The organism is Knoellia altitudinis, assembly GCF_042666355.1.
In the GTDB taxonomy this organism is placed as follows: Bacteria; Actinomycetota; Actinomycetes; order Actinomycetales; family Dermatophilaceae; genus Knoellia; species Knoellia altitudinis.
The window spans coordinates 2931314-2956952 of sequence record NZ_JBHTDK010000001.1; the positions used below are offsets into that span (position 1 = coordinate 2931314).

29 protein-coding genes and 2 tRNA genes are annotated in these 25639 nt (G+C 70.3%); 22 read left to right on the plus strand and 9 right to left on the minus strand.

Annotated features, from left to right (window positions below; all coding sequences use genetic code 11):
• Window positions 1-15 precede the first annotated feature (15 nt).
• The 4 genes from ACFQW8_RS13750 to ACFQW8_RS13765 all read left to right on the plus strand — a co-directional run bounded on the left by ACFQW8_RS13750 (window position 16) and on the right by ACFQW8_RS13765 (window position 3447).
• Entirely contained in the window at window positions 16-783 is a 768-nt protein-coding gene (locus ACFQW8_RS13750) for a 3-oxoacyl-ACP reductase (protein WP_380088210.1), read from the plus strand.
• Window positions 784-789: 6 nt separating this feature from the next.
• Window positions 790-1518: a gamma-glutamyl-gamma-aminobutyrate hydrolase family protein gene (locus tag ACFQW8_RS13755; RefSeq protein WP_380088212.1), complete on the plus strand. Its 729-nt coding sequence runs from the start codon at window positions 790-792 to the stop codon at window positions 1516-1518.
• A gap of 11 nt (window positions 1519-1529) precedes the next feature.
• Complete coding sequence (locus ACFQW8_RS13760; RefSeq protein WP_380088214.1) at window positions 1530-2639, plus strand: MBL fold metallo-hydrolase; 1110 nt, start codon at window positions 1530-1532, stop codon at window positions 2637-2639.
• A gap of 82 nt (window positions 2640-2721) precedes the next feature.
• On the plus strand, window positions 2722-3447 hold the full coding sequence (locus ACFQW8_RS13765) for an SAM-dependent methyltransferase (RefSeq protein ID WP_380088215.1): 726 nt from the start codon (window positions 2722-2724) through the stop codon (window positions 3445-3447).
• On the opposite strand, the gene ACFQW8_RS13770 is transcribed toward ACFQW8_RS13765, so the two are convergent.
• Together ACFQW8_RS13770 and ACFQW8_RS13775 are read right to left on the minus strand one after the other, a co-directional pair.
• Window positions 3414-3992, minus strand: coding sequence for a hypothetical protein (locus ACFQW8_RS13770; protein ID WP_380088217.1), 579 nt, complete (start codon window positions 3990-3992; stop codon window positions 3414-3416). The genes ACFQW8_RS13765 and ACFQW8_RS13770 overlap by 34 nt on opposite strands.
• A complete protein-coding gene (locus tag ACFQW8_RS13775; protein WP_380088219.1) occupies window positions 3979-4251 on the minus strand; it encodes a hypothetical protein in 273 nt (90 codons plus the stop codon). The genes ACFQW8_RS13770 and ACFQW8_RS13775 overlap by 14 nt, the downstream gene beginning before the upstream one ends.
• 165 nt (window positions 4252-4416) lie before the next feature.
• On the opposite strand from ACFQW8_RS13775, the gene ACFQW8_RS13780 reads away from it, so the two are divergent.
• Window positions 4417-5706, plus strand: a complete 1290-nt coding sequence (locus ACFQW8_RS13780; protein WP_380088220.1) for a DUF2786 domain-containing protein — start codon at window positions 4417-4419, stop codon at window positions 5704-5706.
• Window positions 5707-5709: 3 nt separating this feature from the next.
• Here ACFQW8_RS13780 and ACFQW8_RS13785 read toward each other — a convergent pair whose 3' ends face one another.
• The gene (locus ACFQW8_RS13785) at window positions 5710-6174 is read right to left on the minus strand and encodes a YdeI/OmpD-associated family protein (protein WP_380088222.1); all 465 of its coding nucleotides are present in this window, start codon (window positions 6172-6174) and stop codon (window positions 5710-5712) included.
• A gap of 364 nt (window positions 6175-6538) precedes the next feature.
• On the opposite strand from ACFQW8_RS13785, the gene cimA reads away from it, so the two are divergent.
• The 3 genes from cimA (at window position 6539) to arfB (ending at window position 9242) form a co-directional block, all read left to right on the plus strand.
• Window positions 6539-8167 carry a citramalate synthase gene (gene cimA / locus ACFQW8_RS13790; RefSeq protein ID WP_380088224.1) on the plus strand — a complete coding sequence of 543 codons (1629 nt, stop codon included), beginning with the start codon at window positions 6539-6541 and terminating at the stop codon, window positions 8165-8167.
• Window positions 8168-8259: 92 nt separating this feature from the next.
• Window positions 8260-8790: a GNAT family N-acetyltransferase gene (locus ACFQW8_RS13795; RefSeq protein WP_380088225.1), complete on the plus strand. Its 531-nt coding sequence runs from the start codon at window positions 8260-8262 to the stop codon at window positions 8788-8790.
• Between the two features lie 41 nt (window positions 8791-8831).
• Window positions 8832-9242, plus strand: coding sequence for an alternative ribosome rescue aminoacyl-tRNA hydrolase ArfB (gene arfB / locus ACFQW8_RS13800; protein ID WP_380088227.1), 411 nt, complete (start codon window positions 8832-8834; stop codon window positions 9240-9242).
• A gap of 13 nt (window positions 9243-9255) precedes the next feature.
• Here arfB and ACFQW8_RS13805 read toward each other — a convergent pair whose 3' ends face one another.
• Window positions 9256-10164, minus strand: a complete 909-nt coding sequence (locus ACFQW8_RS13805) for a 3-methyladenine DNA glycosylase (RefSeq protein ID WP_380088229.1) — start codon at window positions 10162-10164, stop codon at window positions 9256-9258.
• 58 nt (window positions 10165-10222) lie between these two features.
• On the opposite strand from ACFQW8_RS13805, the gene ACFQW8_RS13810 reads away from it, so the two are divergent.
• From ACFQW8_RS13810 to ACFQW8_RS13845, 8 genes are all read left to right on the plus strand, one after another.
• Window positions 10223-11119: an SGNH/GDSL hydrolase family protein gene (locus ACFQW8_RS13810; protein ID WP_380088231.1), complete on the plus strand. Its 897-nt coding sequence runs from the start codon at window positions 10223-10225 to the stop codon at window positions 11117-11119.
• Between the two features lie 33 nt (window positions 11120-11152).
• Window positions 11153-11926 carry a fumarylacetoacetate hydrolase family protein gene (locus ACFQW8_RS13815; RefSeq protein WP_380088233.1) on the plus strand — a complete coding sequence of 258 codons (774 nt, stop codon included), beginning with the start codon at window positions 11153-11155 and terminating at the stop codon, window positions 11924-11926.
• 36 nt (window positions 11927-11962) lie between these two features.
• A complete protein-coding gene (locus ACFQW8_RS13820; protein WP_380088235.1) occupies window positions 11963-12184 on the plus strand; it encodes a hypothetical protein in 222 nt (73 codons plus the stop codon).
• 110 nt (window positions 12185-12294) lie between these two features.
• On the plus strand, window positions 12295-12645 hold the full coding sequence (locus ACFQW8_RS13825; protein WP_380088237.1) for a YciI family protein: 351 nt from the start codon (window positions 12295-12297) through the stop codon (window positions 12643-12645).
• A 10-nt stretch (window positions 12646-12655) separates the two neighbouring features.
• Window positions 12656-13921 (plus strand): RNA polymerase sigma factor, encoded by a 1266-nt coding sequence (locus tag ACFQW8_RS13830; protein ID WP_380088239.1) that lies wholly within the window; start codon window positions 12656-12658, stop codon window positions 13919-13921.
• Window positions 13922-13933: 12 nt separating this feature from the next.
• Entirely contained in the window at window positions 13934-15466 is a 1533-nt protein-coding gene (gene gltX / locus ACFQW8_RS13835; RefSeq protein WP_380088241.1) for a glutamate--tRNA ligase, read from the plus strand.
• 140 nt (window positions 15467-15606) lie between these two features.
• Window positions 15607-15678 (plus strand) — tRNA-Gln (locus ACFQW8_RS13840).
• A 100-nt stretch (window positions 15679-15778) separates the two neighbouring features.
• Window positions 15779-15854, plus strand: a tRNA-Glu gene (locus ACFQW8_RS13845).
• A gap of 161 nt (window positions 15855-16015) precedes the next feature.
• On the opposite strand, the gene ACFQW8_RS13850 is transcribed toward ACFQW8_RS13845, so the two are convergent.
• Complete coding sequence (locus tag ACFQW8_RS13850; RefSeq protein ID WP_009778172.1) at window positions 16016-16759, minus strand: IclR family transcriptional regulator; 744 nt, start codon at window positions 16757-16759, stop codon at window positions 16016-16018.
• 132 nt (window positions 16760-16891) lie between these two features.
• On the opposite strand from ACFQW8_RS13850, the gene leuC reads away from it, so the two are divergent.
• The 3 genes from leuC (at window position 16892) to ACFQW8_RS13865 (ending at window position 19993) form a co-directional block, all read left to right on the plus strand.
• Window positions 16892-18325, plus strand: a complete 1434-nt coding sequence (leuC, locus tag ACFQW8_RS13855) for a 3-isopropylmalate dehydratase large subunit (RefSeq protein WP_380088243.1) — start codon at window positions 16892-16894, stop codon at window positions 18323-18325.
• Between the two features lies 1 nt (window position 18326).
• A complete protein-coding gene (leuD, locus tag ACFQW8_RS13860; RefSeq protein WP_380088245.1) occupies window positions 18327-18914 on the plus strand; it encodes a 3-isopropylmalate dehydratase small subunit in 588 nt (195 codons plus the stop codon).
• Window positions 18915-19303: 389 nt separating this feature from the next.
• The gene (locus tag ACFQW8_RS13865; protein WP_380088246.1) at window positions 19304-19993 is read left to right on the plus strand and encodes an HU family DNA-binding protein; all 690 of its coding nucleotides are present in this window, start codon (window positions 19304-19306) and stop codon (window positions 19991-19993) included.
• Window positions 19994-20091: 98 nt separating this feature from the next.
• Here the strand turns inward: ACFQW8_RS13865 and ACFQW8_RS13870 are convergent, their stop codons facing one another.
• The gene (locus tag ACFQW8_RS13870) at window positions 20092-20301 is read right to left on the minus strand and encodes a hypothetical protein (RefSeq protein ID WP_380088247.1); all 210 of its coding nucleotides are present in this window, start codon (window positions 20299-20301) and stop codon (window positions 20092-20094) included.
• Between the two features lie 9 nt (window positions 20302-20310).
• Window positions 20311-20934, minus strand: coding sequence for a 2-phospho-L-lactate guanylyltransferase (cofC, locus tag ACFQW8_RS13875; protein ID WP_380088249.1), 624 nt, complete (start codon window positions 20932-20934; stop codon window positions 20311-20313).
• A 114-nt stretch (window positions 20935-21048) separates the two neighbouring features.
• Here cofC and ACFQW8_RS13880 point away from each other — a divergent pair, with 114 nt between their 5' ends.
• Together ACFQW8_RS13880 and ACFQW8_RS13885 are read left to right on the plus strand one after the other, a co-directional pair.
• Entirely contained in the window at window positions 21049-21888 is an 840-nt protein-coding gene (locus ACFQW8_RS13880; RefSeq protein ID WP_380088251.1) for a lysophospholipid acyltransferase family protein, read from the plus strand.
• Window positions 21885-22883, plus strand: a complete 999-nt coding sequence (locus ACFQW8_RS13885) for an NAD(P)H-dependent glycerol-3-phosphate dehydrogenase (RefSeq protein WP_380088253.1) — start codon at window positions 21885-21887, stop codon at window positions 22881-22883. The genes ACFQW8_RS13880 and ACFQW8_RS13885 overlap by 4 nt, the downstream gene beginning before the upstream one ends.
• Here the strand turns inward: ACFQW8_RS13885 and ACFQW8_RS13890 are convergent.
• Window positions 22880-23956: a trans-sulfuration enzyme family protein gene (locus ACFQW8_RS13890; RefSeq protein ID WP_380088254.1), complete on the minus strand. Its 1077-nt coding sequence runs from the start codon at window positions 23954-23956 to the stop codon at window positions 22880-22882. The two genes, ACFQW8_RS13885 and ACFQW8_RS13890, sit on opposite strands and share 4 nt — an antisense overlap.
• A gap of 51 nt (window positions 23957-24007) precedes the next feature.
• On the opposite strand from ACFQW8_RS13890, the gene ACFQW8_RS13895 reads away from it, so the two are divergent.
• Entirely contained in the window at window positions 24008-25183 is a 1176-nt protein-coding gene (locus ACFQW8_RS13895; RefSeq protein ID WP_380088255.1) for a D-alanine--D-alanine ligase family protein, read from the plus strand.
• On the opposite strand, the gene ACFQW8_RS13900 is transcribed toward ACFQW8_RS13895, so the two are convergent.
• The gene (locus ACFQW8_RS13900) at window positions 25184-25609 is read right to left on the minus strand and encodes a DUF3515 family protein (RefSeq protein ID WP_380088256.1); all 426 of its coding nucleotides are present in this window, start codon (window positions 25607-25609) and stop codon (window positions 25184-25186) included.
• Window positions 25610-25639 lie beyond the last annotated feature (30 nt).

Below are 25639 nucleotides of genomic sequence, written 5' to 3' on the forward strand. Positions count from 1 at the left end.
AAAGGCCAGCAACACATGGGAGATCGGCTCGAAGGCTTGGTCGCCGTCGTCACCGGGGGATGCTCCGGCATCGGGCTCGCGACGGTCCGCCGCTTTGCGGAGGAGGGCGCCAAGGTCGTCATCGGCGACCTCGACGACACGAACGGTGAGCGCATCGCGCAGGAGGTCGGCGGTGCCTACGTCCACTGCGACGTCACCGACAAGGACCAGGTCGACGCGCTCTTCGCCACCGCGAAGGAGAGCTTCGGAAGCGTCGACATCGCCTTCAACAACGCTGGCATCAGCCCGCCCGAGGACGACTCCATCCTCGACACCGACCTCGACGCGTGGCGCAGGGTGCAGGAGGTCAACCTCACCTCGGTCTATCTCTGCTGCAAGGCGGCGATCCCCTACATGCTGGAGCAGGGCAAGGGCTCGATCATCAACACGGCGTCGTTCGTCGCGGTCATGGGCGCGGCGACGTCGCAGATCTCCTACAGCGCCTCCAAGGGTGGAGTCCTCTCGATGTCGCGCGAGCTCGGTGTGCAGTTCGCTCGCCAGGGCGTGCGCGTCAACGCGCTGTGTCCGGGGCCGGTCAACACCCCGCTCCTGCGCGAGCTCTTCGCCGCGGACGAGGAGCGCGCCGCGCGCCGGCTCGTCCACGTGCCGATGGGTCGCTTCGGTGAGCCGGAGGAGATGGCCAACGCCGTCCTCTTCCTCGCCTCGGACGAGTCGAGCTTCATCACCGCCAGCACCTTCCTCGTCGACGGCGGGATCTCCGGCGCCTACGTCACACCCCTCTGAGGCGTCGTGACCGACCGGCCGGTCATCGGCGTCACGAGCTATGTCGAACCCGTCACCCGAGGTGACTGGGCGGGGCAGCACAGCACCGTCCTGCCGCACGCCTATGCCGAGCACCTGCAACGGGCCGGCGCCGTCGCCGTGATCCTCCCACCGCGCGAGGATGCCGACGACGCCCTCGTCGCAGGCCTGCTCGCGCGCCTTGACGGTGTGATCATCGCCGGCGGCGCCGATGTCGAACCCAGCCGGTATGCCGCCGTGCCCCACTCCCGGGTGCAGTCACCTCGGCCGGACCGGGACACGTTCGAGCTCGCGGTCGCCCGGGTGACCGCGCGGACCCGCCAGCCGCTGCTGGGCATCTGCCGCGGGATGCAGGTCATGGCCGTGGCGGCCGGCGGGGAGCTCGAGCAGCACGTCCCGGACCGCGTGGGTCACGAGGCCCACAACCCCGCGCCCGGGGTCTACGCCTCGCACCACGTGACTGCGGTCGAGGGCACGCGCCTGGCCTCGATCCTCGGCACCGACACCATCGACGTCCCGACCTACCACCACCAGTCGGTGCGCACGCACCCCGGCTACGCGGCTGCGGCCTGGCACGAGGACGGGACGCTGGAAGCGATGGAGGACACGGCATACCCGTTCCGTGTGGCTGTCCAGTGGCATCCCGAGGCGGGCTCGGACGGGCGGCTCTTCGACGCATTCGTGAACTCGTGCGGCAATCGGGTCCCACCTGGGTGAGACTGGGTGGCGTGAGAGTTCCTGGACTTGCCGTTGCCGCCGGAGGTGTCGGGCTCGCTGCCTGGCTCGTCAAGGCGGGTCGCCCCATCCCCGAGGCCATCGGCGGACGGGCCACGGGTGCGCGCGCTGCGCGCATGCAGTCCTCCCCCGAGTGGTCGAACGGGAAGTTCCACAACCAGCAGCTGCGCTTCGAGCCGTCGTCACGTTCGCTCGCCGGCAGCGTCAAGGAGCTCGTCGCCGGCCGCCAGGAGCGCCACCCCGTGGGTGACGTGCCGCTCGTGCGCGAGCCGCTCGGGCCGCTCGCCGAGGGGACGCACGTCACGTGGCTGGGCCACTCGACCGCGCTCGTTCAGGTGGACGGGGCCGTCCTGCTCCTCGACCCGGTCTGGAGCGACCGGTGCTCGCCCTCGCAGCAGGTCGGTCCGCGCCGCCTGCACCCGGTGCCGGTGGCGCTGCGTGACCTGCCGCCGGTCGACGTCGTCGTCATCTCGCACGACCACTACGACCACCTCGACATGGAGTCGGTCAAGGAGCTCGCGGCCCTGCGTCCCCAGACCCGGTTCGTCGTGCCTCTCGGAGTGGGCGCGCACCTCGAGAGGTGGGGCGTGCCACTGGAGCGCATCGACGAGCTCGACTGGCACGAGGAGATCAAGGTCGAGGGTGTGCGCCTCGTCGCGACCCCGGCGCAGCACTTCTCCGGTCGTGGCCTGTCCCGCGACGGCACGCTCTGGGCGTCGTGGGTCATCGAGGGTGGGACCGGCAAGGTCTTCTACTCCGGCGACACCGGCTATTTCGTGGGCTTCGCGCAGATCGGGGAGCGCTATGGGCCCTTCGACGTCTCGCTCGTGCAGGTGGGCGCCTATGACGACGGCTGGCCGACGATCCACATGACGCCCGAGCATGGCGTCGAGGCCCACCTCGACGTGCAGGCCGGGGTGATGGTGCCGGTGCACTGGGGCACGTTCAACCTCGCGTTCCACCCATGGGGCGACCCCATCGAGCGGGTTCTCGCCGAAGCCGAACGGCGTGGGGTGAAGGTCGTCGTTCCGAGGCCGGGCGAGCGCTTCGACGTCTCTGCCGTGCCTGCCGAGCCGAGCTACTGGTGGCGTTCGGTCACCTGAGCTCGGGCCGGAGCGTGGGCCATGGGTCCGCCTCTGCTGGAACCCGGTCGCGCGGTGCGGGCGGCGCTGGTTGACTCGCCGGGTGACTGACGCCCTCGGTTTCTATGAGCACCTGACCTTCAACGCACCGCTGTCCGAAGCGCGGGCCGACGCCCTCGTCGGGCGGCTGGCGGCCGCCGCACCGTCCACGGTCCTCGACGTCGGCTGCGGTTGGGGTGAGCTCCTCGTCCGGGTGGGCGCCGCCTGTCCGGAGGTGAGTGCCCTCGGGGTGGACACGGAGGAGCGCCACCTCGAGCGGGCCCGGAGCCGGGCGGTGGAGCTCGCGGTCGCGGACAGGGTGAGGTTCGAGAACAGGCCGGGTGACCAGCTGACCGAGCCGGCCGATGTCGTCATCTGCATCGGCTCGTCCCACGCCTTCGGCGACACGGCGGCAGAGGCTTTGGTCGGGCTGAGGAAGCTGGTGCGTCCGGGCGGTCGGCTCGTCCTCGGAGAAGGCACGTGGGAGGTGCGGGGTCCGGTCGAGCCCGAGCTCGTGTGGGACGACCTCGTGGCTCTGCCCTCGGTCGCCGGGCTCGTCGACGTGGCGGTCGAGGCGGGCCTGCGACCTCTGTGGATCGAGACGGCCAACGAGGACGAGCTGTTCGCCTTCGAGTCCGGCTATCTCGCCGACCTCGAGGAGTGGCTCGTCCACCATGACGACGCTGCGGTGCGATCTCGCGCCGATGAGCACCGGAGGCGGTGGCTGCACGGCTACCGCAACGCCTTCGGCTTCGCCTACCTCACGCTCGGCGTTCCTGCGCTCTCCTGACCTGGTGTGCCTTCAGCGGGGAGGCCGGTGTCGCGCACGAGGTAGATCCACGGCAGGGCGCGACACCCCACGACCCATCCGCCCTTCTCGTACCTCTTGAGCGACCCGGTCCACACGACGCGTTTGTGCTCCCACTGCGTCGGGGTGTGGACCACGAGGTGGCGCAGCATGCCGGCGCGGACGGTGCGCCATCCGCGCCGGCCGGCGATCTCGAGCTCGGCCATCTCGTCGAAGGCGGTGACCGGGCCGAGCCAGCGCTGCTCCGCGGAGGTCGGGTCCCCGGCCGGGCTGCCCCCGAAGCGCTGCTGGACCGCCTGTCGGCTCATGCCGAGCTCGGTCCCGATGGCGGCCCAGCTGTGGCCACTCGCACGGGCGGCTCCGACCGCCTGCTGGAGGAGCTCTCGGACCGTCACGTCGGCCGATGCCGCCTGGCGGACCAGCACGAGCGGGTCGTCGCCGGGCGCTGACGCGAGGATGGCGGCACCGATGGCGTCGACGAGGGCGGTGCTGCGCCCCTGGTCGCCGACGCTCTCAGTGCTTGTCACGGCTGGGCAACCAGAGGTCGTCGTCGCCGTGGCTCTCACCTTCGACCTCGCGAGGGGCGTCGTGGCGGGCCCGGATGGCCGAGCACAAGAGGTAGGCGCCAAGGAGCATGAGCGCGACGGTGGCTCCGGTGAACAGGCCCTTGTCGAAGCCGTCCCGTCCCCGCGAAAGCATCACGGTGAGCGAGCCCAGCAGCACGCAGAGCGTGCCGGTCGTCAGGTCGGTGGCCTTGGTGGTCCGTAGTCCCCGTGTCCTTGCCATGCGTCAACCTTAGGTTGACGCTCATGCGATGTCAATGATGCGTTGACACGTCGTCCACAGTTGAGGGCCGACGTATGCCGTTGTCCACAGCCGCGTTCCGGCGTACCTGGCGGGTCGGTCACCGATGCCATGCTGGGCGCTCACACGTCGTCAGCGGGGGAGTCCATGAGCAGCACCACGACCGAGGCGGAACTTGTCGACCTGGCCATCCGGTCGCTGAACCTCCAACGCACTCGCACCTTCGACGACGTCACGGTGGAGCTGGCGCAGCGGTGCGCCACGGCGCAGGGTTCGCGCACGGTCGTCAGCGCACTCGTCGTGGGTCTGCGCGATGCGACGGCCGGTGCCTGGCAGCGCGGGTGGCAGCCCTCCGACCTCCATCGGATGGCGGTGCGGCGACTCACGACCGACGAACAGGCACTCGTCCTCGACGCGATGTCCGACGAGCTCGACCGCTATGCCCCGGCGACGGTCGACCCGGTCTTCATGGCCCAGCTCCACGCGCTCGGAGGCGGTGTCTGGTGGCCGCGACCGCAGACATGGCTGGACGCCCACCGCCAGCGTGGGGCCGACTGGCTGAGCCTCATCGCGCGGGCACTGACGGCCATGCACCTGCTCCAGTGGGTCCCGGCCATCGAGCGCCTCACGTCGGCGCCGGGTGCGTACCGTCCGTCCGCGGCTGACGCCGCCAAGGCGTCCGCCTCTGGTCAGCCGGTCGACGTGGACTCGCGGATCCTCGAGCGGGTTCGCCTGCTCCTCGCCAAGGCCGAGTCGACGGGCTTCGCTGCAGAGGCCGAGACCTTCACGGCGGGTGCGCAAGCGCTGATGGCTCGGCACAGCATCGACGCAGCACTCGTTGCCGAGAGCGAGGAGGGAGGCGCGGTCGATGGCGGACCACAAGGTCGGCGGATCGGGATCGACACGCCCTATGACGGTCCGAAGGCCACCCTGCTCACCGCGGTCGCGTCGGCCAACCGGTGCCGCATGGTGTGGACGCGAGAACTGGGCTTCGGCACCGTGGTCGGCTTCGAGTCCGACCTCGGCGCCGTCGAGCTGCTCTTCACCTCCCTGCTCGTCCAGGCCAACACCGCGATGATGGCCGAGGGCTCGCGCGCGGACCACCGCGGACGCAGCAGGACCAGGGCCTTCCGGTCGTCCTTCCTCACGGCCTACGCCCACCGGATCGGGGAGCGCCTGGCCCTGGTCGCGGCCGCCGAGATGGAGTCGGCGGTGACGGAAGCCAGTACGAGAGGGCAGGAGCTCGTCCCGCTCATGGCGGCGCGGACCGAGAGGGTCGAGCACACCGTCAGCGAGTGGTTCCCCACGCTCACCCGCCGGAGAGCCCAGGCCGTTCGCGATGCCGAGGGGTGGCACGTCGGTCGAGCCGCTGCCGACCGCGCCCGACTCGACGGCACGGCGTCACACGAGAGCGTGGGCCGTCGGCGCACCGGCTGACGGTCAGCGGGTCCTGCCCTCGCGCACCATCTCGACGGCCTTGGCGATCCGGTCGGCTCGCGTGTTCTCGCGTTTGGCCTCGCTCACCCAGCGGACGTACTCCTTGCGGTGCGAAAAGGCCATCGCAGCAAAGGCCTCCGCCACGGCAGGGTCGGCGGCGAGGGCCGCGGCCAGGTCGTCAGGCACCTCGACGGTGCGCGGGGCGAGGTCGGCGGTGATGTCGAACGTCACCTCGTCGTCGATCTCGATCCCGGCAGCAGACCGGCTCGCCTTGCTGAAGCCGACGAGGTTCTTGCCGCCCATGCGTGCGAGCCGGAGCGGGACCGCGGTGCCGTTGATCGTCACGATGACCGGGAAGGTCCTGGCGCCGTCGCCGAGCGCCGCGACCTGCTCGTCGGTGAGCTCGAATGCGCCCGCTGGGCCCCCGTGCGACTCGAGGACGGCGGTGAGGTGCAACGTCTCTCCCATGGGAGACGAGCCTAGCGACGCAGGGCCGGGGACGGCATACCAGGAGAGAAGCTCGGGCGACCGCGATGTGGACAGGCCTTCCCGGATGCTGGTCGCTCGTGTCAGTCTCTCCCCGTGACCCTCCAGTCCGTGGCCACCGCCACCGTCATTATCGACTAGCGCGACGAACGCAGAAGTTCGTCGCGCAGACCTCCCTACCCGGGGGGTCTTTTTGTTGGGTCGACGACGGTGCACCAGGTCGGCCGGACAAAGGGCTCGGCCGCCACACCCCCGGCCGCTCGAGCAGCAGCGCAGGTCGACAGCGACACTTGGGACACACGTTTGACGAAGCCGACGCACGAGAGACGATCGAGGCGAGACACGCATGAGTGACCTGCACGTCTACGACACCACCCTGCGTGATGGTGCCCAGCAGGAGGGCCTCAACCTGTCCGTGGCGGACAAGCTCACGATCGCGTCGCACCTCGACGACCTCGGTGTCGGCTTCATCGAAGGTGGCTGGCCCGGTGCGAACCCCAAGGACACGGAGTTCTTCGCCCGGGCCGCCACCGAGCTCACCTTCAAGAACGCCACGCTCGCCGCCTTCGGTGCGACGCGCCGAGTCGGCGGCAAGGCGGCGTCGGACCCACTCGTGCGCGCCCTGCTCGACAGCCAGGCGCCGGTCGTCACCCTCGTCGCGAAGTCGCACGTCGGCCATGTCGAACGGGCGCTGCGCACGACGCCGGGCGAGAACCTCGAGATGATCCGCGACACCGTGTCGTTCCTGCGTGGGGAGGGGCGGCGCGTCTTCCTGGACGCGGAGCACTTCTTCGACGGGTATGCCGTGGACCGTGCCTACGCGATCGAGGCCCTGCAGGCGGCCCTCGAGTCGGGCGCGGAAGTGGTGGCCCTGTGTGACACCAACGGCGGCATGCTGCCCGGCCAGGTCTGGGACGTCGTCAAGGACGTCACCGCCGCTCTGGGCCTCGGTGAGCTGGGGAGGGCCGGCGCCGATGGCGCCGCCCGGCTCGGGATCCACTGCCACAACGACACCGGCTGCGCCGTCGCCAACTCCATGGCGGCCGTCGATGCCGGAGCGACCCACGTCCAGGGCACGATCAACGGCTACGGGGAGCGCACCGGCAACGCCAACCTCGTCACGGTCGTCGCCAACCTCCAGCTCAAGGAGGGGCGTGAGGTCATGGACCCGCACCTGCTCCAGGAGTCCACCCGGATCAGCCACGCGATCAGCGAGATCACCAACGTGCCCGCGTACTCGCGCCAGCCCTACACCGGCGCCAGCGCGTTCGCGCACAAGGCGGGACTGCACGCCAGCGCGATCAAGGTCGACCCCGACCTCTACCAGCACCTCGACCCCAAGCACGTCGGCAACGACATGCGGATGCTCATCTCCGACATGGCCGGTCGTGCCTCGATCGAGCTCAAGTCGCGTGAGCTCGGGCTCGAGCTCGACCCCGAGGACGAGGCAGACAGCGCTCTCGTCAAGAGGGTCCTCGCCAAGGTCAAGGATCTCGAGATGCGCGGCTACACCTTCGACGCCGCCGACGCGAGCTTCGAGCTGCTGCTGCGGCGTGAGGTCGAGGGCGCCCTGCCGACGTTCTTCGACATCGAGTCGTGGCGGGTCATCACCGACTCCCAGACCGTGGGCGACGCCCTCTCCGAGGCCACCGTCAAGCTCACCGCGGGAGGCAAGCGGGTGCTGCGCACCGGTGAGGGCAACGGTCCGGTCAACGCACTCGACCACGCACTGCGGCTCGCTCTTGCCACGGCATACCCAGAGATCGAGCACCTCGAGCTCATCGACTACCGGGTGCGCATCCTCGACGCCGCCCATGGCACCGATGCCGTGACGCGGGTGCTCATCGAGACGAGCGACGGCGAGACGACCTGGGAGACCATCGGCGTCGCCCCCAACATCCTCGAGGCGAGCTGGATGGCCCTCGTCGAGAGCGTGACCTACGGGCTGCTCCGGGCCGGCGTGCCTGCTCGCTGACGATGCCGGCGGTCGACCACTCAAGGAGCGTCCAGCTCCTGACGAGGCAGACGTGCTCGACACCGCCGCTGCCTCGCGCCGATGATGGCGTGGTGACGAGCGACGTTGAGGCACTGGGCGCAGGGCACGTCGTCGACGAGGGCGTCGATGACGGTGCTGGTCGACGGGTCACGTTGGTCGGTGTCACCGATGCCAACTGGCGTGACATCGCCGACGTGGCACCGCGTGACGACCAGCGCGACCACGTGGCCGCGACTGCAGCGCGCTACCTCCTCCTCTCGGAGCGTGAGGAGGTCTGGCAGTCGCTGGGTGTCGACGCGGACGGGGCGATCGTCGGTCACGTCATGTGGGGGTGGGACGACGACGACCAGCTGCCCTGGATCGGTGGCCTGATCGTCGACGCGCAGGAGCAGGGGAGGGGCGTGGGCCGAGCGGCCATGGTGACGCTCGTCCGCTGGCTCCTGCGGCGGCCCGACACCAACGCCGTGCGCCTGTCCTACCGACCCGACAACGTCGCGGCAAAGGCGATGTACGCGGGGCTCGGCTTCCTGGAGAGCGACCTGCCCGTGGACGACGAGGTCATGGCCGAGCTCACTGCCGTCCGGGCAGCGCCGCTGTTGTGAGCACCGGAGTGGGGGACCTCGTCGTCCGATCGGGGCCGGGAATGCCGAGCGGGCTCGTCATCGACGGCGCCGAGCTCGTCGAGAGGTTCAGCCGGTCGTCCGGACCCGGTGGTCAGGGCGTCAACACGACGGACAGCCGTGTCGAGCTCACCTTCGACCCAGCCGCGTCCAGCTCGCTCACACCGACGCAGATCGAGCGCGTCCTCGAGGTGCTGCAGCCGAGCCTCGTGCAGGGGCGACTCGTCGTGGCCGCGTCCGAGTACCGGTCGCAGCTGCGCAACCGCGCCGCCGCCCGGGAGCGACTCGCGAACCTGCTCCGCGATGCCCTGGCTCCTCCACCGCCGGCACGTCGCCCCACCCGACCCACGCGCGGCTCGCAACGCCGCCGCCTCGACGCCAAGAAGCGTCGTGGCAACGTGAAGTCCGGTCGCGGCCGCGTCCCGCCGGAGTGACTCCCGGGGGCCCTCAGACCTGGTCGACCGGGATGGCGAGGGGTTCCAGGACCGTGAGCAGCCGCTCACGAAGGACGTTGGAGCGCTCGGCGAACGCCCGCTGACGCCCCACGTATGCCGCCTTGCCAGCCGCCGTCTCGATCCTCACCGGCTCGACGTCGTAGGCCGCGAGGTCATAGGGCGAGGCCTGCATGTCGAGCAGGCGGATCTCCATGGCGAGGTCGAAGCAGTCCATCGTGAGGTCGCTCGGCACCAGGGGGGTCAGCTTGGTCGCCCACTTGTACACGTCCATGCCGGCGTGCAGACAGCCCGGTTGCTCGAGCTCCACCTGGGACTCGCGGCTGGGCTGGATGGCATTGCGGGACAGGGCATCCGGAGTGAAGAAGCGGAACGCATCGAAGTGGCTGCAGGTGATCTGGTGGCGTTCGACGACCTCGTCGGTCTCGCCCTGGGTGAGCCTCAACGGCACCTGCTCGTGCCGCACGTCCCCCTCTCGTGCGCGGTAGACCATCGCCCACTCGTGGAGGCCGAAGCACCCCAGGCGGGCCGGACGGCTGGCCGTGGAGGAGAGGAGCCGACGGATGAAGTCGACCGCGCGACCGCGGGCGGCCACGAACGACCCCACGTCGACCTCCACCGCGTCCCCGACGACGCGATAGTGCTTCCACGATGCTCGATCCAGCAACGCGGCTCCCTCGAGCCGCACGCCCACCCCGGGGTGCCAGCGCCGCAGCTGGGCCGGCTTCGTCGAGTAGTAGCTGAAGAGGAAGTCCTCGATCGGGTGGGGCACGCCGAGACTTCGGCGCAGGCGATGACCCACCGTGGCGGCATCGACCCGTTCCTGGTGCGCGGTCTCGAGTGCCGACCACGTCCGGAGGTCCACGAGCGTGGGGACCTCTGACGGTGGGGTGGCAGCAGTCATGACCGGACCAGCGTAGGCGAGCGAGTTCGCCCGACCTCCTCCCGAGTGACAGATCCCTGTGCGACGATCCGACGAGGTCCGCAGCGCCGCGGTCCGTGACTTCCTTGGAGCTGATGTCGTGCGTCGAGTCCTCACCCTTGTCATTGCTTCGATCTTCGCCCTCGTGGCGCCGTCGGCGGCCATCGCCGGACCCGGCCAGGGAGCGGACACGGCGACGAGCTGGTACCTCGCCCTGGGCGACTCGCTCGCTGCCGGCTACCAGCCGGGCGTGGGTGACGACCGGGCAGGTGGCTACGTCGGAGGAGTGCTGGATGCGTTGCAGGACACCGCACCCAAGGCCAGGCTCCGCAACATCTCGTGCTCCGGTGCGACGACCACGTCCCTCATGGGCACCGACCGCTGCGCCTATGAAGCGGGCAGCCAGCTCGCCGAGGGGGTCGAGTTCCTCAAGGCGCACAAGGGCAAGGTCGACCTCGTGACGATCGACATCGGCGCCAACGACGTCACCCCGTGCGCGCGCCCGAGCATCGATGTCGCCTGTGCCCTGGCCGCTGTCGCCACCGTGGAGCGCAACCTCACCGAGACCCTCGGCCAGCTGCGCGCCGCCACCGGTCCAGACACCGAGATCATCGTCCTCAACTACTACAACCCCTTCCTCGCCGCGTGGCTCACCGGTCCGGCCGGCCAGCAGGTCGCCGCAGTCTCAGGCTTCCTGCAGACGCTGCTCAACGGCGCCGTCGCTCGATCGTCGGCGACCGTCGGAGCCGACGTCGCGGACGTGGCCACCGCGTTCAGGTCCGCGGACAGCACTCCGGTCGCCACGGCATACGGGATGATCCCGACGAACGTCGCGACGATCTGTGCCTGGACCTGGATGTGCACGAGGAACGACATCCATGCCAACGACGCCGGGTATGCCGTCCTCGCCGAGACGGTGGCCGCGCGCCTCGGGTGAGGCGAGCCCGCGGCGCCGAACTAGAGTGAGCGCGTGCGCATCGCGAGATTTACGACAGGTGAGGACCCGGTCTACGGCTTGGTCGACGGGGCCGGCGAGAAGATCGCCGAGATCACGGGCGACCCGCTCTACACGAAGATCGAGCTGACCGGCGCCACCCACCTCGTCGCCGACGTGCGCCTCCTCGCGCCCGTCATCCCGCGCAGCAAGGTCATCGGCATCGGCAGGAACTACGCCGACCACGCCAAGGAGATGGGTGGCGAGGCTCCGTCCACGCCGCTGATGTTCCTCATCCCCAACACCGCCGTCGTCGGCCCAGGTGACCCCGTCGTCATCCCCGGGTTCACCCAGGAGGTGAGCTACGAGGGGGAGCTGGCCGTGGTCATCGGCCGCGTCACCAAGGACGTGCCGGCCGACCAGGCCCTCGCGACCGTCTTCGGCTACACCGTCGCCAACGACGTCACCGCGCGCGACCTCCAACGCGGCGACGGGCAGTGGGCGCGGGCCAAGGGCCTCGACACGTTCTGCCCGCTCGGGCCGTGGATCGAGACCAGCCTCGACCCGTCGGCCTGCCGGATCCGCACGACCCTTGATGGCGACGTCGTCCAGGACGGATCCACCTCCGACATGGTCCACGGAGTGGCCGAGCTCATCGCCCATGCCTCGCAGGCGTTCACGCTCCTGCCGGGCGACGTCATCCTCACGGGCACGCCGGCGGGCGTCGGCCAAGTCGTGGCGGGTCAGCGCGTCGAGATCGAGATCGACCAGATCGGCACCCTGGCCAACCCCTTCGTCGACGCTGATTGACGAGCGCCCCGTCGCGCGCGCTGACAGACTCGGCGCATGAAGATCTTCCCGTTCGGCGTCCAGATGTCCTGGGGGTTCGGCCTGGTGCTGGCGGCGCTGGTCCTCGGTAACAAGTCCACCAACGCGCTCGCGTGGGCCATGGCCACGCTCGGGGTGGTCGTGGCCCTCGGAGCCTTCTGCTCGCAGATCGTGGACGATCTCAGGGAGCAGTTGGACGCCGCTGAACGGATGGCGCGCACGCCTCACGACGACGTCTGAAGAAGTCTTGGCGGAGGTGTCGTATCCATGACGACCCGTTCGTGGAGAGGATGAACGACACCGCAGGGCGCCAGTGAGGGCGGCCGGTCGCTTCGCAGAGGAGAACCACCATGACGCAGTACATGCTTTCCGTCCCCGGCTCCGTCGACGACGAGATGCCCCCGGACGAGGTCGTGCAGAAGATGTTCGCGGACGTCGAGACGTTCAACCAGAAGGTGCGTGACGCCGGCAAGTGGGTCTTCGCCGGCGGCCTCGAGCCGATCACGACGGCCACCGTCGTGGACGCCACCGGCGAGCGCCCGACCGTCACCGACGGGCCCTACTCCGAGGCCAAGGAGTTCCTCGGCGGCTTCTGGGTCATCGAGGCAGCCGACCTCGACGAGGCGCTGCAGTGGGCGAAGGAGGGTTCGGCCGCCTGTGGGGGAGCCGTCGAGGTCCGCCCCTTCGCCGGCGAGGCCTGATCGTCCGCGAGTGAGCGCCCCCGACCCTGCTGCCGCCCTCGGTGCGGACGCCGTCGCCGACGTCGTCCGCGCCGAGTACGGCCGGGTCGTCGCCGGACTCATCCGTCGCTTCGGCGACATCGACCTCGCCGAGGACGCCCTCGGTGAAGCCATCGTCATCGCGCTCGAGCGGTGGCCGCGCGACGGAGTGCCGCCCAACCCGGCCGGGTGGCTCACGACGACGGCCGCCCGCAAGGCGCTGGATCACCTGCGCCGCGAGAAGGTCCGCGACGAGAAGTACGCAGAGGCCGCCATGATCACCGACGACACGCTCCCCGAGCCGACCGGTCCGGTCTCGGACGACCGTCTCCGCCTCATCTTCACGTGCTGCCACCCCGCGCTGGCCGAGCCGGCCCGCGTCGCGCTCACCCTGCGCCTGCTCGGTGGCCTCACCGTCGCCGAGATCGCCAACGCCTTCCTCGTCCCCGAGACGACCATGGCCCAGCGCATCACCCGGGCCAAGGCCAAGATCGCCAAGGCCCGCATCCCCTATCGCCTCCCCGAGGAGCACGACCTCGTCGAGCGCCTCGACGGGGTGCTCGCGGTCCTCTACCTCGTCTACAACGAGGGCTACCTCAGCTCGACCGCCGACAACGCCGACCGCCAGGACCTCGCCGAGGAGGCCATCCGACTCACCCGGGCGGTCCGCTCGATCGCCGCGGGCATCGGGTCGCCGCCCGAGGTCGACGGATTGCTCGCCCTCATGTTGCTCAGCCAGGCACGACGTCCGGCCCGCATCGCCGCCGACGGACGTCTGGTCACGCTCGACGACCAGGACCGCACCCTCTGGGACGCAGACCTCATCGACGAGGGGCACGCGCTCGTTCGCGACTGCCTGCGCCGCAACGCTCCCGGCGCCTACCAGATCCAGGCCGCCATCCAGGCCGTCCACACGGACGCGCTCGACGCCTCTCTCACCGACTGGGGCCAGGTGGCCGCGCTCTACGACCAGCTCATGCACGTGCGCCCCTCACCGATCGTCGCGCTCAACCGGGCCGTTGCCGTCGCGGAGCTCGACGGACCACAGGTCGCCCTGGCCGTCGTCGACGGACTGGAGCTCACGGCATACGCGCCCTGGCACGCGACGCGTGCAGACCTGCTGCGCCGCCTGGGACGGACGGACGACGCAGGCCGCGCGTATGCCGCCGCCATCGCGAGCACGGAGAACCCCGCCGAACGTGCGTGGCTGGCTTCGCGGCGCGACCGCCTCGAGGGCGCGCCGCAGGGGAGTCCCTAGAATCGGGGCATCATGAGCGAACAGCCCACCCCAGCAGCCAGCAGCCCCCGACTCCGTGTCGCCCCGTCACCGACGGGCGATCCCCACGTCGGCACGGCCTACATGTCCCTGTTCAACCTCGCCTTCGCGCGGCAGCAGGGTGGGCGCTTCCTCCTCCGCATCGAGGACACCGACCGGGCACGCTTCCAGGCCGACAGCGAGCAGCAGGTCTACGACACGCTTCACTGGCTGGGGCTGACCTGGGACGAGGGCCCCGACGTCGGCGGTCCGTTCGCGCCCTACCGCCAGAGCGAGCGGCTCGACACCTACAGGCCCTACGTCGAGCGGCTGCTCGCCGACGGCAAGGCCTACCACTGCTACTGCTCGGGGGAGCGGCTCACGCAGATGCGCGAGGTGCAGCAGAAGACCAAGCAGCCCACCGGCTACGACCGGCTGTGCCTCGGCAAGAGCCGCGAGGAGCGCGCCGAGCTGCCCGGCTTCAGCGAGAAGGACCCGGTCGTGCGGATGCTCATCCCGGAGGACGCGCCGCTGACCTTCGACGACCTCATCCGCGGCACCGTGTCGGCGCCGCGTCCCGACGACCAGGTCATCCTCAAGGCCGACGGCTTCCCGACCTACCACCTCGCCGTCGTCGTCGACGACCACGAGATGGGCATCACCCACGTCGTGCGCGGGGAGGAGTGGATCAGCTCCACGCCCAAGCACGTGCTGCTCTACCAGTGGCTCGGACTGGAGCCGCCGAAGTTCGCGCACATGCCCCTGCTGCGCAACACCGACAAGTCCAAGATCTCCAAGCGCAAGAACCCCGCGGCCCGTCTCACGTGGTTCCGGGAGGAGGGCTACCTCCCCGAGGCGCTCGTGAACTTCCTTGCCCTCCTGGCCTATCCGCCGATCCTCGAGGAGGACGGCACGGAGCGTGAGGTCTTCACGTTCAGCGAGTTCAGCGACGGCTTCGACTGGAGGAAGGTCAACCCCGTCGGGCCGATCTTCGACCTCAAGAAGCTCGACTGGCTCAACGGTGTCCACATCCGTGAGCTCGAGCTGGGCGACTTCACGTCCCGCCTCCTGCCGTTCCTGGAGCGCGACGAGGTGCTCTCGGGCAACCCGTCGCTCGGTGAGCTCGGCCGGCTCAAGGCAGTGGCCGAGCTGATCCAGACACGCATCGCGCACCTCACCGAGGCGTCTGCCCTCGTCCGCCCCTTCTTCGTCCCCGACGACGCTCTCGAGATCGCCGAGGACGCCCGAGGGCAGCTCAAGGACGACGCCGCACAGGTGCTGGACGCGGCCCTGGCCGCTCTGGGTGACATCGACGACCACGGCGACGGGGTGCTGGGCACGCAGAGCGGCTGGAACGCTGCCGCGATCGAAGCCGCACTCCGTGAGTCGATCGTCGAGGGTCTCGGCATCAAGCCGAAGTTCGCGTTCGGTCCCTTGCGCACGGCCGTCTCGGGTGCGCGGATCAGCCCGCCGCTCTTCGAGTCGATGGAGATCCTCGGCAAGTCCTCGAGCCTGACCCGTCTGCAGGCGCTGCGCGACTCGCTCTGACCAGCTCGCGAGGAAGCTTGCAGTCGGGGACGACCTCGCGGGATCCAGCCGATTTGGGAGTGGAGGAGGCGGCCGGTAGTATCACTCCTCGGTTCACCGGTGAGTGAGGTCCTCGGGCCAAAGCAACGGTGATACCCCCTTGGGGTATGGTGTAATCGGCAACACTACGGTTTCTGGTACCGTCATTCTAGGTTCGAGTCCTGGTACCCCAGCAAGGCCAATGCCCCTGTGGCAAGGGCCAATTCGAAGGAACGACCGCTTTGCGGTAGTCTTTCACCCGCTGTTCGGGGCTTGCCTCGGCAGCACAGCTAGGGCCCCGTTGTGTAGCGGCCTAGCACGGCGCCCTCTCACGGCGTTAGCGCGGGTTCGAATCCCGTCGGGGCTACCAGCACGAAGTCCCCGTCACCTCCAGGTGACGGGGACTTCCGCGTTCAGCCGGGTCGACGCCTCTCGTCGCCCAGCCGCATCATCGGGTGACCCGCCATGGGGCCGCGCGACCCCGGATGCCAACCAGGGTGAGGTGCCACGAAGTCGGGTGAAGCCCGGCGCTCAGGCGGAGTGCTGCTCCTCCGCCGTCTTCGCGTGACGGGCGAGCACCTCGGTCAGCTTGTTCGCGCCGGCGATGACGGTCGCCGCGTGGAGGCGACCCGGCTGACGGGACAGGCGCTCGATCGGGCCCGAGATCGAGACGGCGGCGATGACTCGGCCGGAGGGGGAGCGCACCGGGGCCGAGACCGAGGCGACTCCTGCCTCGCGTTCGCCGACGCTCTGGGCCCAACCGCGGCGGCGCACGCCGGAGAGGGTGGTCGCGTTGAAGGCTGCCCCCTGCAGGCCGCGGTGCAGCCGGTCCGGCTCCTCCCAGGCGAGCAGGATCTGGGCTGCCGACCCGGCAAGCATCGTGAGGCTGGCGCCGATGGGGATCGAGTCGCGCAGGCCCACGGGGCGCTCGGCGGCCGACACGCAGATGCGGTGCTCACCCTGCCGACGGAACAGCTGCGCGCTCTCGTTGGTGTGGTCGCGCAGGGCGCCGAGCACCGGTCCGGCGGCGGCCAGGAGGCGGTCCTCGCCGGCAGCGGCCGCGAGCTCGCCGAGCCGCGGGCCGAGCACGAAGCGACCCTGCATGTCACGGCCGACGAGGCGGTGGTGCTCGAGGGCGACCGCGAGCCGGTGCGCCGTCGGGCGCGCGAGCCCAGTGGCGGTGACGAGCTGGGCGAGGGTCGAGGGGCCTGCTTCGAGTGCGCTCAAGACGATGGCCGCCTTGTCGAGAACGCCCACCCCGCTGGTGTTGTCCATGTCTTGATACTGCCGTCCCAAGCGGTGAGACGCAAGTCCCACGGTGCGGACGGCGTGCCAATCTCGGTGGGAGCGATGGCGCCGGCCTGTGCGGGGCGGCGCCACAGACCCGTTTTCGTGGAGGTGTTGGCCGTGGGGAAGACCCTGGCAGAGAAGGTGTGGGAGGCGCACGTCGTGCGTCGTGGTGAGGGCGAACCGGACCTCCTCTACATCGACCTTCACCTGCTGCACGAGGTCACCAGTCCGCAGGCCTTCGACGGGTTGCGCCTGTCCGGGCGGCCCGTGCGTCGCCCCGACCTCACCCTCGCCACCGAGGACCACAACGTCCCCACGACGCCCGGGCCCATCACCGACCCGATCAGCCTCACCCAGGTCCAGACCCTCCGCAGCAACTGCGAGGAGTTCGGGATCCGGCTCTATCCCATGGGGGATGTCGAGCAGGGCATCGTCCACGTCGTCGGCCCCCAGCTCGGCCTGACCCAGCCCGGCATGACCGTCGTGTGCGGAGACAGCCACACGTCGACGCACGGCGCGTTCGGCGCGCTGGCCTTCGGGATCGGCACCTCCGAGGTCGAGCACGTCCTCGCCACGCAGACCCTGCCGCTCAAGCCGTTCCGGACCATGGCGATCACCGTCGAGGGTGAGCTCCAGCCCGGAGTCACCGCCAAGGACATCGTCCTCGCCGTCATCGCCAAGATCGGCACCGGTGGTGGCCAGGGCCACGTCCTCGAGTTCCGCGGCAGCGCGGTCCGGGCGCTGTCCATGGAGGCGCGGATGACCGTCTGCAACATGTCGATCGAGGCCGGTGCCCGAGCGGGCATGATCGCGCCGGACGAGACCACGTTCGCCTACCTCGAGGGCCGCGACCACGCCCCGACGGGCGCCGACTGGGATGCTGCGGTCGCGAGCTGGCGGCAGCTGCGGACCGACGACGACGCCGAGTTCGACAACGAGGTCATCCTCGACGCCGCTTCTCTCACCCCCTTCGTCACCTGGGGCACCAACCCAGGACAGGGCGCGCCGCTCGGTGACAGCGTCCCGGACCCGTCGATGATGGACGACACGGAGCGGCAGTCCGCCGAGCGTGCCCTCGAGTACATGGGACTCGTGCCCGGCACACCGCTGCGCAGGATCGCCGTCGACACGGTGTTCGTCGGCTCGTGCACCAACGGCCGCATCGAGGACCTGCGTGCCGCCGCGTCGGTCGTGCAGGGGCGACAGGTGGCTGACGGTGTGCGCATGCTCGTCGTCCCGGGTTCGGCCAGGGTGCGTCTCCAGGCCGAGGCCGAAGGGCTTGACGACATCTTCACGCAGGCAGGCGCCGAGTGGCGCCTCCCCGGCTGCTCCATGTGTCTGGCCATGAACCCCGACAAGCTCGCGCCCGGGGAGCGCAGCGCGTCGACGTCCAACCGCAACTTCGAGGGCCGCCAGGGCAAGGGCGGACGCACCCACCTCGTCAGCCCTCTCGTCGCCGCGGCCACCGCGGTGCGGGGCACCCTCTCCAGCCCGTCCGACCTCGAGCAGCTCGCGACGTCGCCGGCCGGCCCCGCCGCCCAGGAGGCCTGACATGGAAGCCTTCACCACCCACACCGGCACCGGCGTCCCGCTGCGCCGCAGCAACGTCGACACCGACCAGATCATCCCTGCCGAGTACCTCAAGCGCGTGACGAAGTCCGGCTTCGAGGACGGGCTGTTCTCGGCCTGGCGCAAGGATGAGACCTTCATCCTCAACGACCCGACGTATGCCGCGGGCTCGGTTCTCGTGGCCGGTCCCGACTTCGGGACGGGCAGCTCGCGCGAACACGCGGTCTGGGCGCTCATGAACTACGGCTTCCGCGTCGTCATCTCCTCGCGCTTCGCCGACATCTTCCGCGGCAACAGCGGCAAGGCCGGGCTCCTCACGGCCCAGTGCAGCCAGGACGACGTCGAGCTGCTCTGGAAGCTCCTCGAGAACGAGCCCGGGACCGCGGTCGTCGTCGACCTCGTCTCGCGCACGATCACTGCCGGTGAGCTCGTCGCGGCCTTCGAGGTCGACGAGTACACCCGCTGGCGCCTGCTCGAGGGTCTGGACGACATCTCGCTGACGCTTCGGCACGAAGGCGACATCACGGCATACGAGCGCACTCGCCCGGCGTGGAAGCCGGTCACGATCTGAGGCATTCTCCACGCGACACGCCGTGTGCGAGTGGGCAGTTCGTACCCTCGGCCGACGCGTCCACCGTGTGGCTGAAGTGACTGGTGTGACTTGCCACCCCGACGAGGTAGCGCGGGCTAGTCAGAGCTCACGGTCGTCGACCCAGCCTGAAGTCGTTGTCCCGCAATGGAACTCACGCCAGCCTGATGAGTGCGGCGAGCGTCCGCTGTGTCGGCGAGCCGGACCTGTCGCTCCGGGTCTTGGGCCCGAAAGGCATTGTGCGACAACGGAAAGCGTGCGAGAGGTGATGGACTCTACGCGGTGGGCGGCCTAACGTCGTGACCAGCCAGGTGATCGCCTGGCCACACACCTCGTCGGGATGTCCCGGCGGCACACTCGATGGAGAGACAGTGAACAAGGGAGAACTCGTCCGGGAGCTCGAGAAGCGTCTCGGCAGCCGCAAGGCAGCGACGGAGGCCCTCGATGCGGTCCTCGACACGATCGTTCGTGAGGTCACCAAGGGTGGCAAGGTCGGCATCACCGGCTTCGGCACCTTCGACCGGGTGGAGCGTGCAGCACGCACCGGCCGCAACCCGCACTCCGGTGCCAGCGTCCGCATCCCGAAGTCCAAGGCCCCGCGCTTCCGGGCAGGCGCTGCCTTCAAGACGTACGTGAAGAAGCCGTCCGCACTGCCCAAGGCGTCCCCGGCCGCCCAGCGGGCCAGCGCCGGCACGGCATCGGTCGTGGCCAAGGCGACCCCCGCCAAGAAGGCCGCGACCAAGGCCGCTCCTGCCAGGGCTGCCGCGAAGAAGACGACGACCAAGGCCACTCCGGCCAAGAGGACCACGGCCACCACCAAGGCCGCTCCGGCCAAGGCGGCTGCGAAGAAGACGACGACCAAGGCCACTCCGGCCAAGAAGGCCACGACCAAGGCCGCTCCGGCCAAGGCGGCTGCGAAGAAGGCGACGACCAAGGCTGCTCCGGCCAAGAAGACCACGGCCACCAAGAGCGCTGCCAAGAAGACCGCGACGAAGACCGTGGCCAAGAAGGCGCCCGCCAAGAAGGCTCCGGCCAAGAAGGCGCCCGCCAGGAAGAAGTGACCGCTGGCGCGTTCGCGCGTCATGCACTCGGACAGGGTCGGCGCCTCGGGCGTCGGCCCTGTCTCTCGTGCCCGGTGTCGCGGCACGGGAGGTGCTGCTCAGCGGATGACTTCGCCCTCGCCGATCCCCACGATCCACAGGCGGGTCACGTCGGCGCCCTCGACCTCGACGCTGACGCGTTGGCCCACCCGCACGTGGCGCAGGGCAGTGTGGCCGAAGACCTCAGCGCCCCATGACACGACCTGCCCGTCGTCGAGCAGCGCTGAGCCCGAGCCGTCCTCGGCGAAGGTGTGGATGCTTGCCTGCACGCCCTGACGCTATCGCTCGAGCGCGCGCAGTGTGCGCGGGCCCAGCGTGAGGTGGTCCGCTGCGTGGCGCAGCGAGACCTCGTCATCCACGTCGTGGCGCAGCCCGGGAAGGTCGAGATCGAGGCGCACGTGACCAAGGGACGCGTGCCGGTCGGCGCTGCCCGGTCCGAAGGCGAGATCGAGCTCGGCAGCCACCGTGGAGCCGACGAGGGCCGTGCCCAGACCATCGGCATCGGGAACGAAGAAGGTTGCGAGGTCGGCACCCGCGGCGAGAGCGGTCGACAGCTCGTCGTCCGTGAGGGCGGGGTGGTCGCCGAGGAGGATCGCGACGGGCCCGATGCCGCGGCGGCGCAGGCTACGGAAGCCGGCCCGGCAGGCGGCGTTGAGCCCTCCACCGGGGTCGCTGACGACGACCAGACCTGTTGACCGTGCGTGGGCCGCCTCCCCGGGATCGGCCGTCACGACCACCACCCGGGCCGGGGTCACGACGCGTGCGACCACGTCGAGGGTGTCGTGGATGATGGCGGTGACCAACGCCTCGTCGTCGACCTGTCGACGCAGTCGGGACTTCGCGGTCAGCCCCCCCTTGACGGGGACGACGACGTGCCAGTCGGTCTCACGCGGCGACTCCATGTCCTGATCCTCCAACGCGACCCCAACCTGCTCGACATCGCCCCCGGCGCCGACGAGGATGTGCCCAGACCCGTGCCGCAGGCCCGTCGCGGTGGACGAGACGAAAAGGACTGCATGAGGTTCGGACCACGCCACTCCCCACCGGCATACCGGTTCGCGGTCAGCGTCCTTCGACCACTCCTCATGTCGCTCACCCGACGGAACTGGTCGGGAGCCGAGAACCTCCCGCGCGATCGCGGGTTCGTCGCGGTGTCGAACCACATCTCGCACCTCGACCCCTTCGTCCTCGCCCACTTCCTCAACGACGCCGGGGTCGTGCCGCACTTCCTCGGCAAGGTCGAGGTCTTCCGGATCCCGGTCATCGGAGCCATCGTTCGTGGTGCCGAGCAGATCCCCGTCTACCGAGAGACGGGGGAGGCCTCGGACGCCTACCGAGCGGCGGTCGACGCCGTCCGCGAGGGGAAGTGCATCGCCATCTATCCCGAAGGGACGATCACGAGGCAGCCAGACCTGTGGCCGATGCGCGGCAAGACCGGTGCGGCGAGGATCGCCCTCGCAACCCGGTGCCCGGTCATCCCGGTCGCGCAGTGGGGAGCCCAGGAGATCCTCGCTCCCTACGGGCGGAGCCCCAGTGTCCTGCCACGACACACGATGAAGGTGCGGGCGGGCGCACCGGTTGACCTGTCCGACCTCTACGACCTCCCCGTGACCGCCGAGGTCCTCGCCGAGGCGACCGAGCGCGTCATGGCCGCCCTCACCCGCGAGCTCGAAGTCCTTCGCGCCGAGCCGGCTCCGGGCGCACGGTTCGACCCTCGCGAGCAGGGGCTGACGGTCACCGGACGCCCTCGCGCAGCCACCCCGACCGAGCGTTCCGGCCCGCGGGAACGCGAACAGCCCCCACAATGGGCCGACGACGACCCGGACGACCCCGACGAAGTGGAGGACGACGCGTGAGCACCGCAGCTGTGTTCGGAACCGGTAGCTGGGGGACGGCCTTCGCGGCAGTCCTCGCGGATGCCGGCACCGACGTGAGGATGTGGGGCCGCCGCGGCGAGGTGGTCGACGCGATCAACGCCGGCTGCAACGACGAGTACCTGCCCGAACTTCGCCTGTCGCAACGTGTCTCGGCCACGAACGACCCCCAGGAGGCTGCTGCTGGCGCTGACATCGTCGTGCTCGCCGTGCCCTCGCAGACGCTGCGGGCCAACCTCGAGGTCTGGGGTGCGACCCTGCCTGGTGACGCGGCCATCGTCTCGTTGATGAAGGGGGTGGAGCTCGGGACGACGAAGCGCATGAGTGAGGTGATCGCCGACGCGGGCGGTGTCGACCCCGGTCGGATCGTCGTGGTCTCGGGGCCCAACCTCGCCCGGGAGATCGCCGTGAAGCAACCGGCGGCCAGCGTCGTCGCGGCGGCCGACGAACGGGTGGCGCAGCGGGTCGCGGACGCGTGCGCCGCGGCATACTTCCGCCCATACACCGGCACGGACGTCGTCGGCACCGAGATCGCCGGTGCGACCAAGAACGTCATCGCCCTCGCCGTCGGGATGGCCGAGGGCCTCGGCATGGGCGACAACTCCAAGTCCTCGATCATCACCCGCGGCCTCGCCGAGACCACCCGCCTCGGGTTGGCGCTGGGTGGCGAGGCGGTGACCTTCGCGGGGCTGGCGGGCGTGGGCGACCTCATCGCGACCTGCATGTCGCCGCTGTCGCGCAACCACAGCTTCGGCGTCCGCCTCGGTCAGGGCATGACCGTCGACGAGGTGGTCGCGGTGACGAACCAGACGGCGGAGGGTGTGAAGTCGTGCACCTCGATCCTCGACCTCGCCCGCCACCATGGCGTCGACGTGCCGATCATCGAGCAGGTCAACGCGATGATCACCGAGGGCAAGTCGGCCCAGGACGTCGTCGGGGCCCTGCTGTCGCGACCGCGCAAGGCCGAGACCGCCTAGATCGCGCCCAGCGCCGCGTCGAGGTCCCGCCACAGGTCGTCGACGTCCTCGATGCCCACCGAGAGGCGCAGCAGGTTCTCGGGCACGACCTCGGGCTCGCCCGGCTGGCGTCGGCGACGCTCGATCTGGCTCTCGACCCCGCCGAGGCTCGTGGCATGGACCCAGAGCCGGGTCGCCGCGGCAACCCTCTCGGCAGCCTCTGCGTCGCCCGAGACATCGATGGCGACCATCGCCCCGAAGCCGGGGTAGCGCATCCGGTCGACACCGGGGTGCTGCGCGAGTCGCTCGGCGAGGACCGCAGCGTTGGCGCACGCCCGCTCGAGCCTCACCGAGAGGGTCCGCAGCCCGCGCAGCGCGAGCCAGGTCTCCATCGGGCCGGCGATGGCGCCGTGCAGCTGCCGGTGGCGCCGGATGCGTTCATGGAGGGCACGACCCCGCTCGGTGGCAGCCGTCACGGTCGCGCCGAGCAGGAGGTCGCTGTGACCGGACAGGTACTTCGTCGCCGAGTGCACGACGACGTCTGCTCCCGCCGCGAGCGGCTGCTGGAGCAGGGGTGTCGCGAACGTGTTGTCGACGACGACGAGCACATCCCGGTCGCGTGCCGCCCGGGACAGGGCCGCCACCTCGGCGACCTCGAGGAGGGGGTTGGTGGGTGACTCGATCCAGAGCATCCGGGCGCCGTCGAGCGCCGCGACGACCGCGCCGGTGTCGGTGATGTCGACGTGGGTGACCTCCACCTCGCCTGCGTCGGCGCGGTCGGCGAGCGTCACGAGGGTGCCGTTGTAGGCCGCTGTCGGCACGACGACGCGTCCCCTGTGGGGCACCAGCGAGAGCGCCGCGGCCACGGCGGCCATCCCCGAGGCGAAGACGAGCGACTCGCCGCCCTCGAGCGACCCGAGCGCCTCCTCGAAGGCCGTCCACGTCGGGTTGCCCACTCGCCCATAGCTCGTGCCACCGTCCGCGTGATAGGTGGAGGTCAGGGTCAGGGGGGCGCCGACCTGCGCGCCGGGCTCGCGCGGGACGCGTCCCAGCGAGACGACTCGGGTGGCGGGGCTCAGCTCATCGGGATCCACGCAGGCGAGCGTATGCCGTGTGCCCACCCCACCGGGATAGGGTCGCTGGCGATGAACACCGAGATCACGCCGACCGGGGCGCCGTCCGAGAGCCCGAGCCCTGCTGGTGCGCCTGACGCGCCTCGCCGACTGCGCGTCGCGCTGGTCTTCGGGGGGCGTTCCTCCGAGCACGCCGTGTCCTGCGCGACGGCCGCGAGCGTCATGTCGGCGCTCGACCCGGAGCGCTACGACGTCATCCCGATCGGGATCGCCAAGGACGGCAGCTGGGTGCTGGCGCCCAACGACCCCGAGCCGTTGCGTCTGACGGCGACGCACATCCCCGAGGTCGACGCGAGCGGCCCGAGCGTGCTCGTGCCCACGGGTGCGACCGCTCGACACCTCATCGTCCACGAGCCCGGCGCGGCCCCGCGCGAGCTCAGCGAGGTCGACGTCGTCTTCCCGCTGCTCCACGGCCCCTTCGGCGAGGACGGCACCCTCCAGGGGATGCTCGACCTCGCCGACGTGCGCTACGTCGGGTCCGGGGTCACGGCCTCCGCCGTGATGATGGACAAGCACATGATGAAGGTCGTCTTCGCGGCGGCCGGTCTGCCCGTCGGCCCCTACACCGTGATCACCGACCGAGAGTGGCTGCGCGACCCGGAGGCGGCGCTGGACGCGGTCGGGGCTCTCACCTTCCCCGTCTTCGTCAAGCCGGCCCGCGCCGGGTCGAGCATGGGGATCAGCAAGGTCGACTCACCCGAGGGGCTGCGCGCCGCCGTCGAGGCCGCTCGTGAGCACGACCCCAAGGTCGTCGTCGAGCAGGGCGTCGTGGGCCGGGAGATCGAGTGCGGCGTCCTCGACGGTCACGGCACCGACGAGCCGCGCACGAGCCCGATGGGGGAGTGCATCGTCGTCCAGAACCACGCCTTCTACGACTTCGAGGCCAAGTACCTCGCGACCGACGACATCCGGCTGGAGGCACCGGCTGACGTCTCCCCCGAGGTCGCCGAGCAGATCGCCGAGATGGCGGTCAGGGCGTTCACGGCAGCGGGGTGCGAAGGGCTGGCTCGCTGCGACTTCTTCCTCACCGAGACCGGCGACGTCATCATCAACGAGATCAACACGATGCCCGGCTTCACGCCGAGCTCGATGTATCCGCGGATGTGGGCCGCTGCCGGGCTTGCCTATCCGGAGCTCATCGACGAGCTCATCGCTCTCGCGATGGAGCGCCGCGTCGGCCTGCGCTGATCAGCTGCAGGCCAAGGAGTTCCTCGGAAGCCTCTCCGCGGCGGCCGTGAAGGCCGGCAGGAGCAGCGGCTCCGGTGCGTAGTCGCTCGGGATGAGCACCTCGATCGCCGGGTCCCGCCCGAAGGTGGTGAACCGGGTCCCGTCGCTGAGCTGCTGGGCGACCCACCCCATGCCGTCGACCTCGATGCAGTCGTCCGTGGTCGGTCCCAGCGGCGGGACACCGCACCGGGCGATGATGGCTGGATCCCCGTATGCCGCACCGGCGCTCGCGTCCGACACGTCACGTCGTGCCTGGTCACCCACGTCCGCCGGCCACGCGGAGGCGACCGCACGGCATACCTCACCGTCCGCCAGGGGAGCGGGCTCGATCTCGACGGCAGACGAACACCCGGACAGCATGAGGACGGCGGTGGCGCCGAGCGCCACCGCCGTCCTCGAACGTCTCCGTGATGGCAC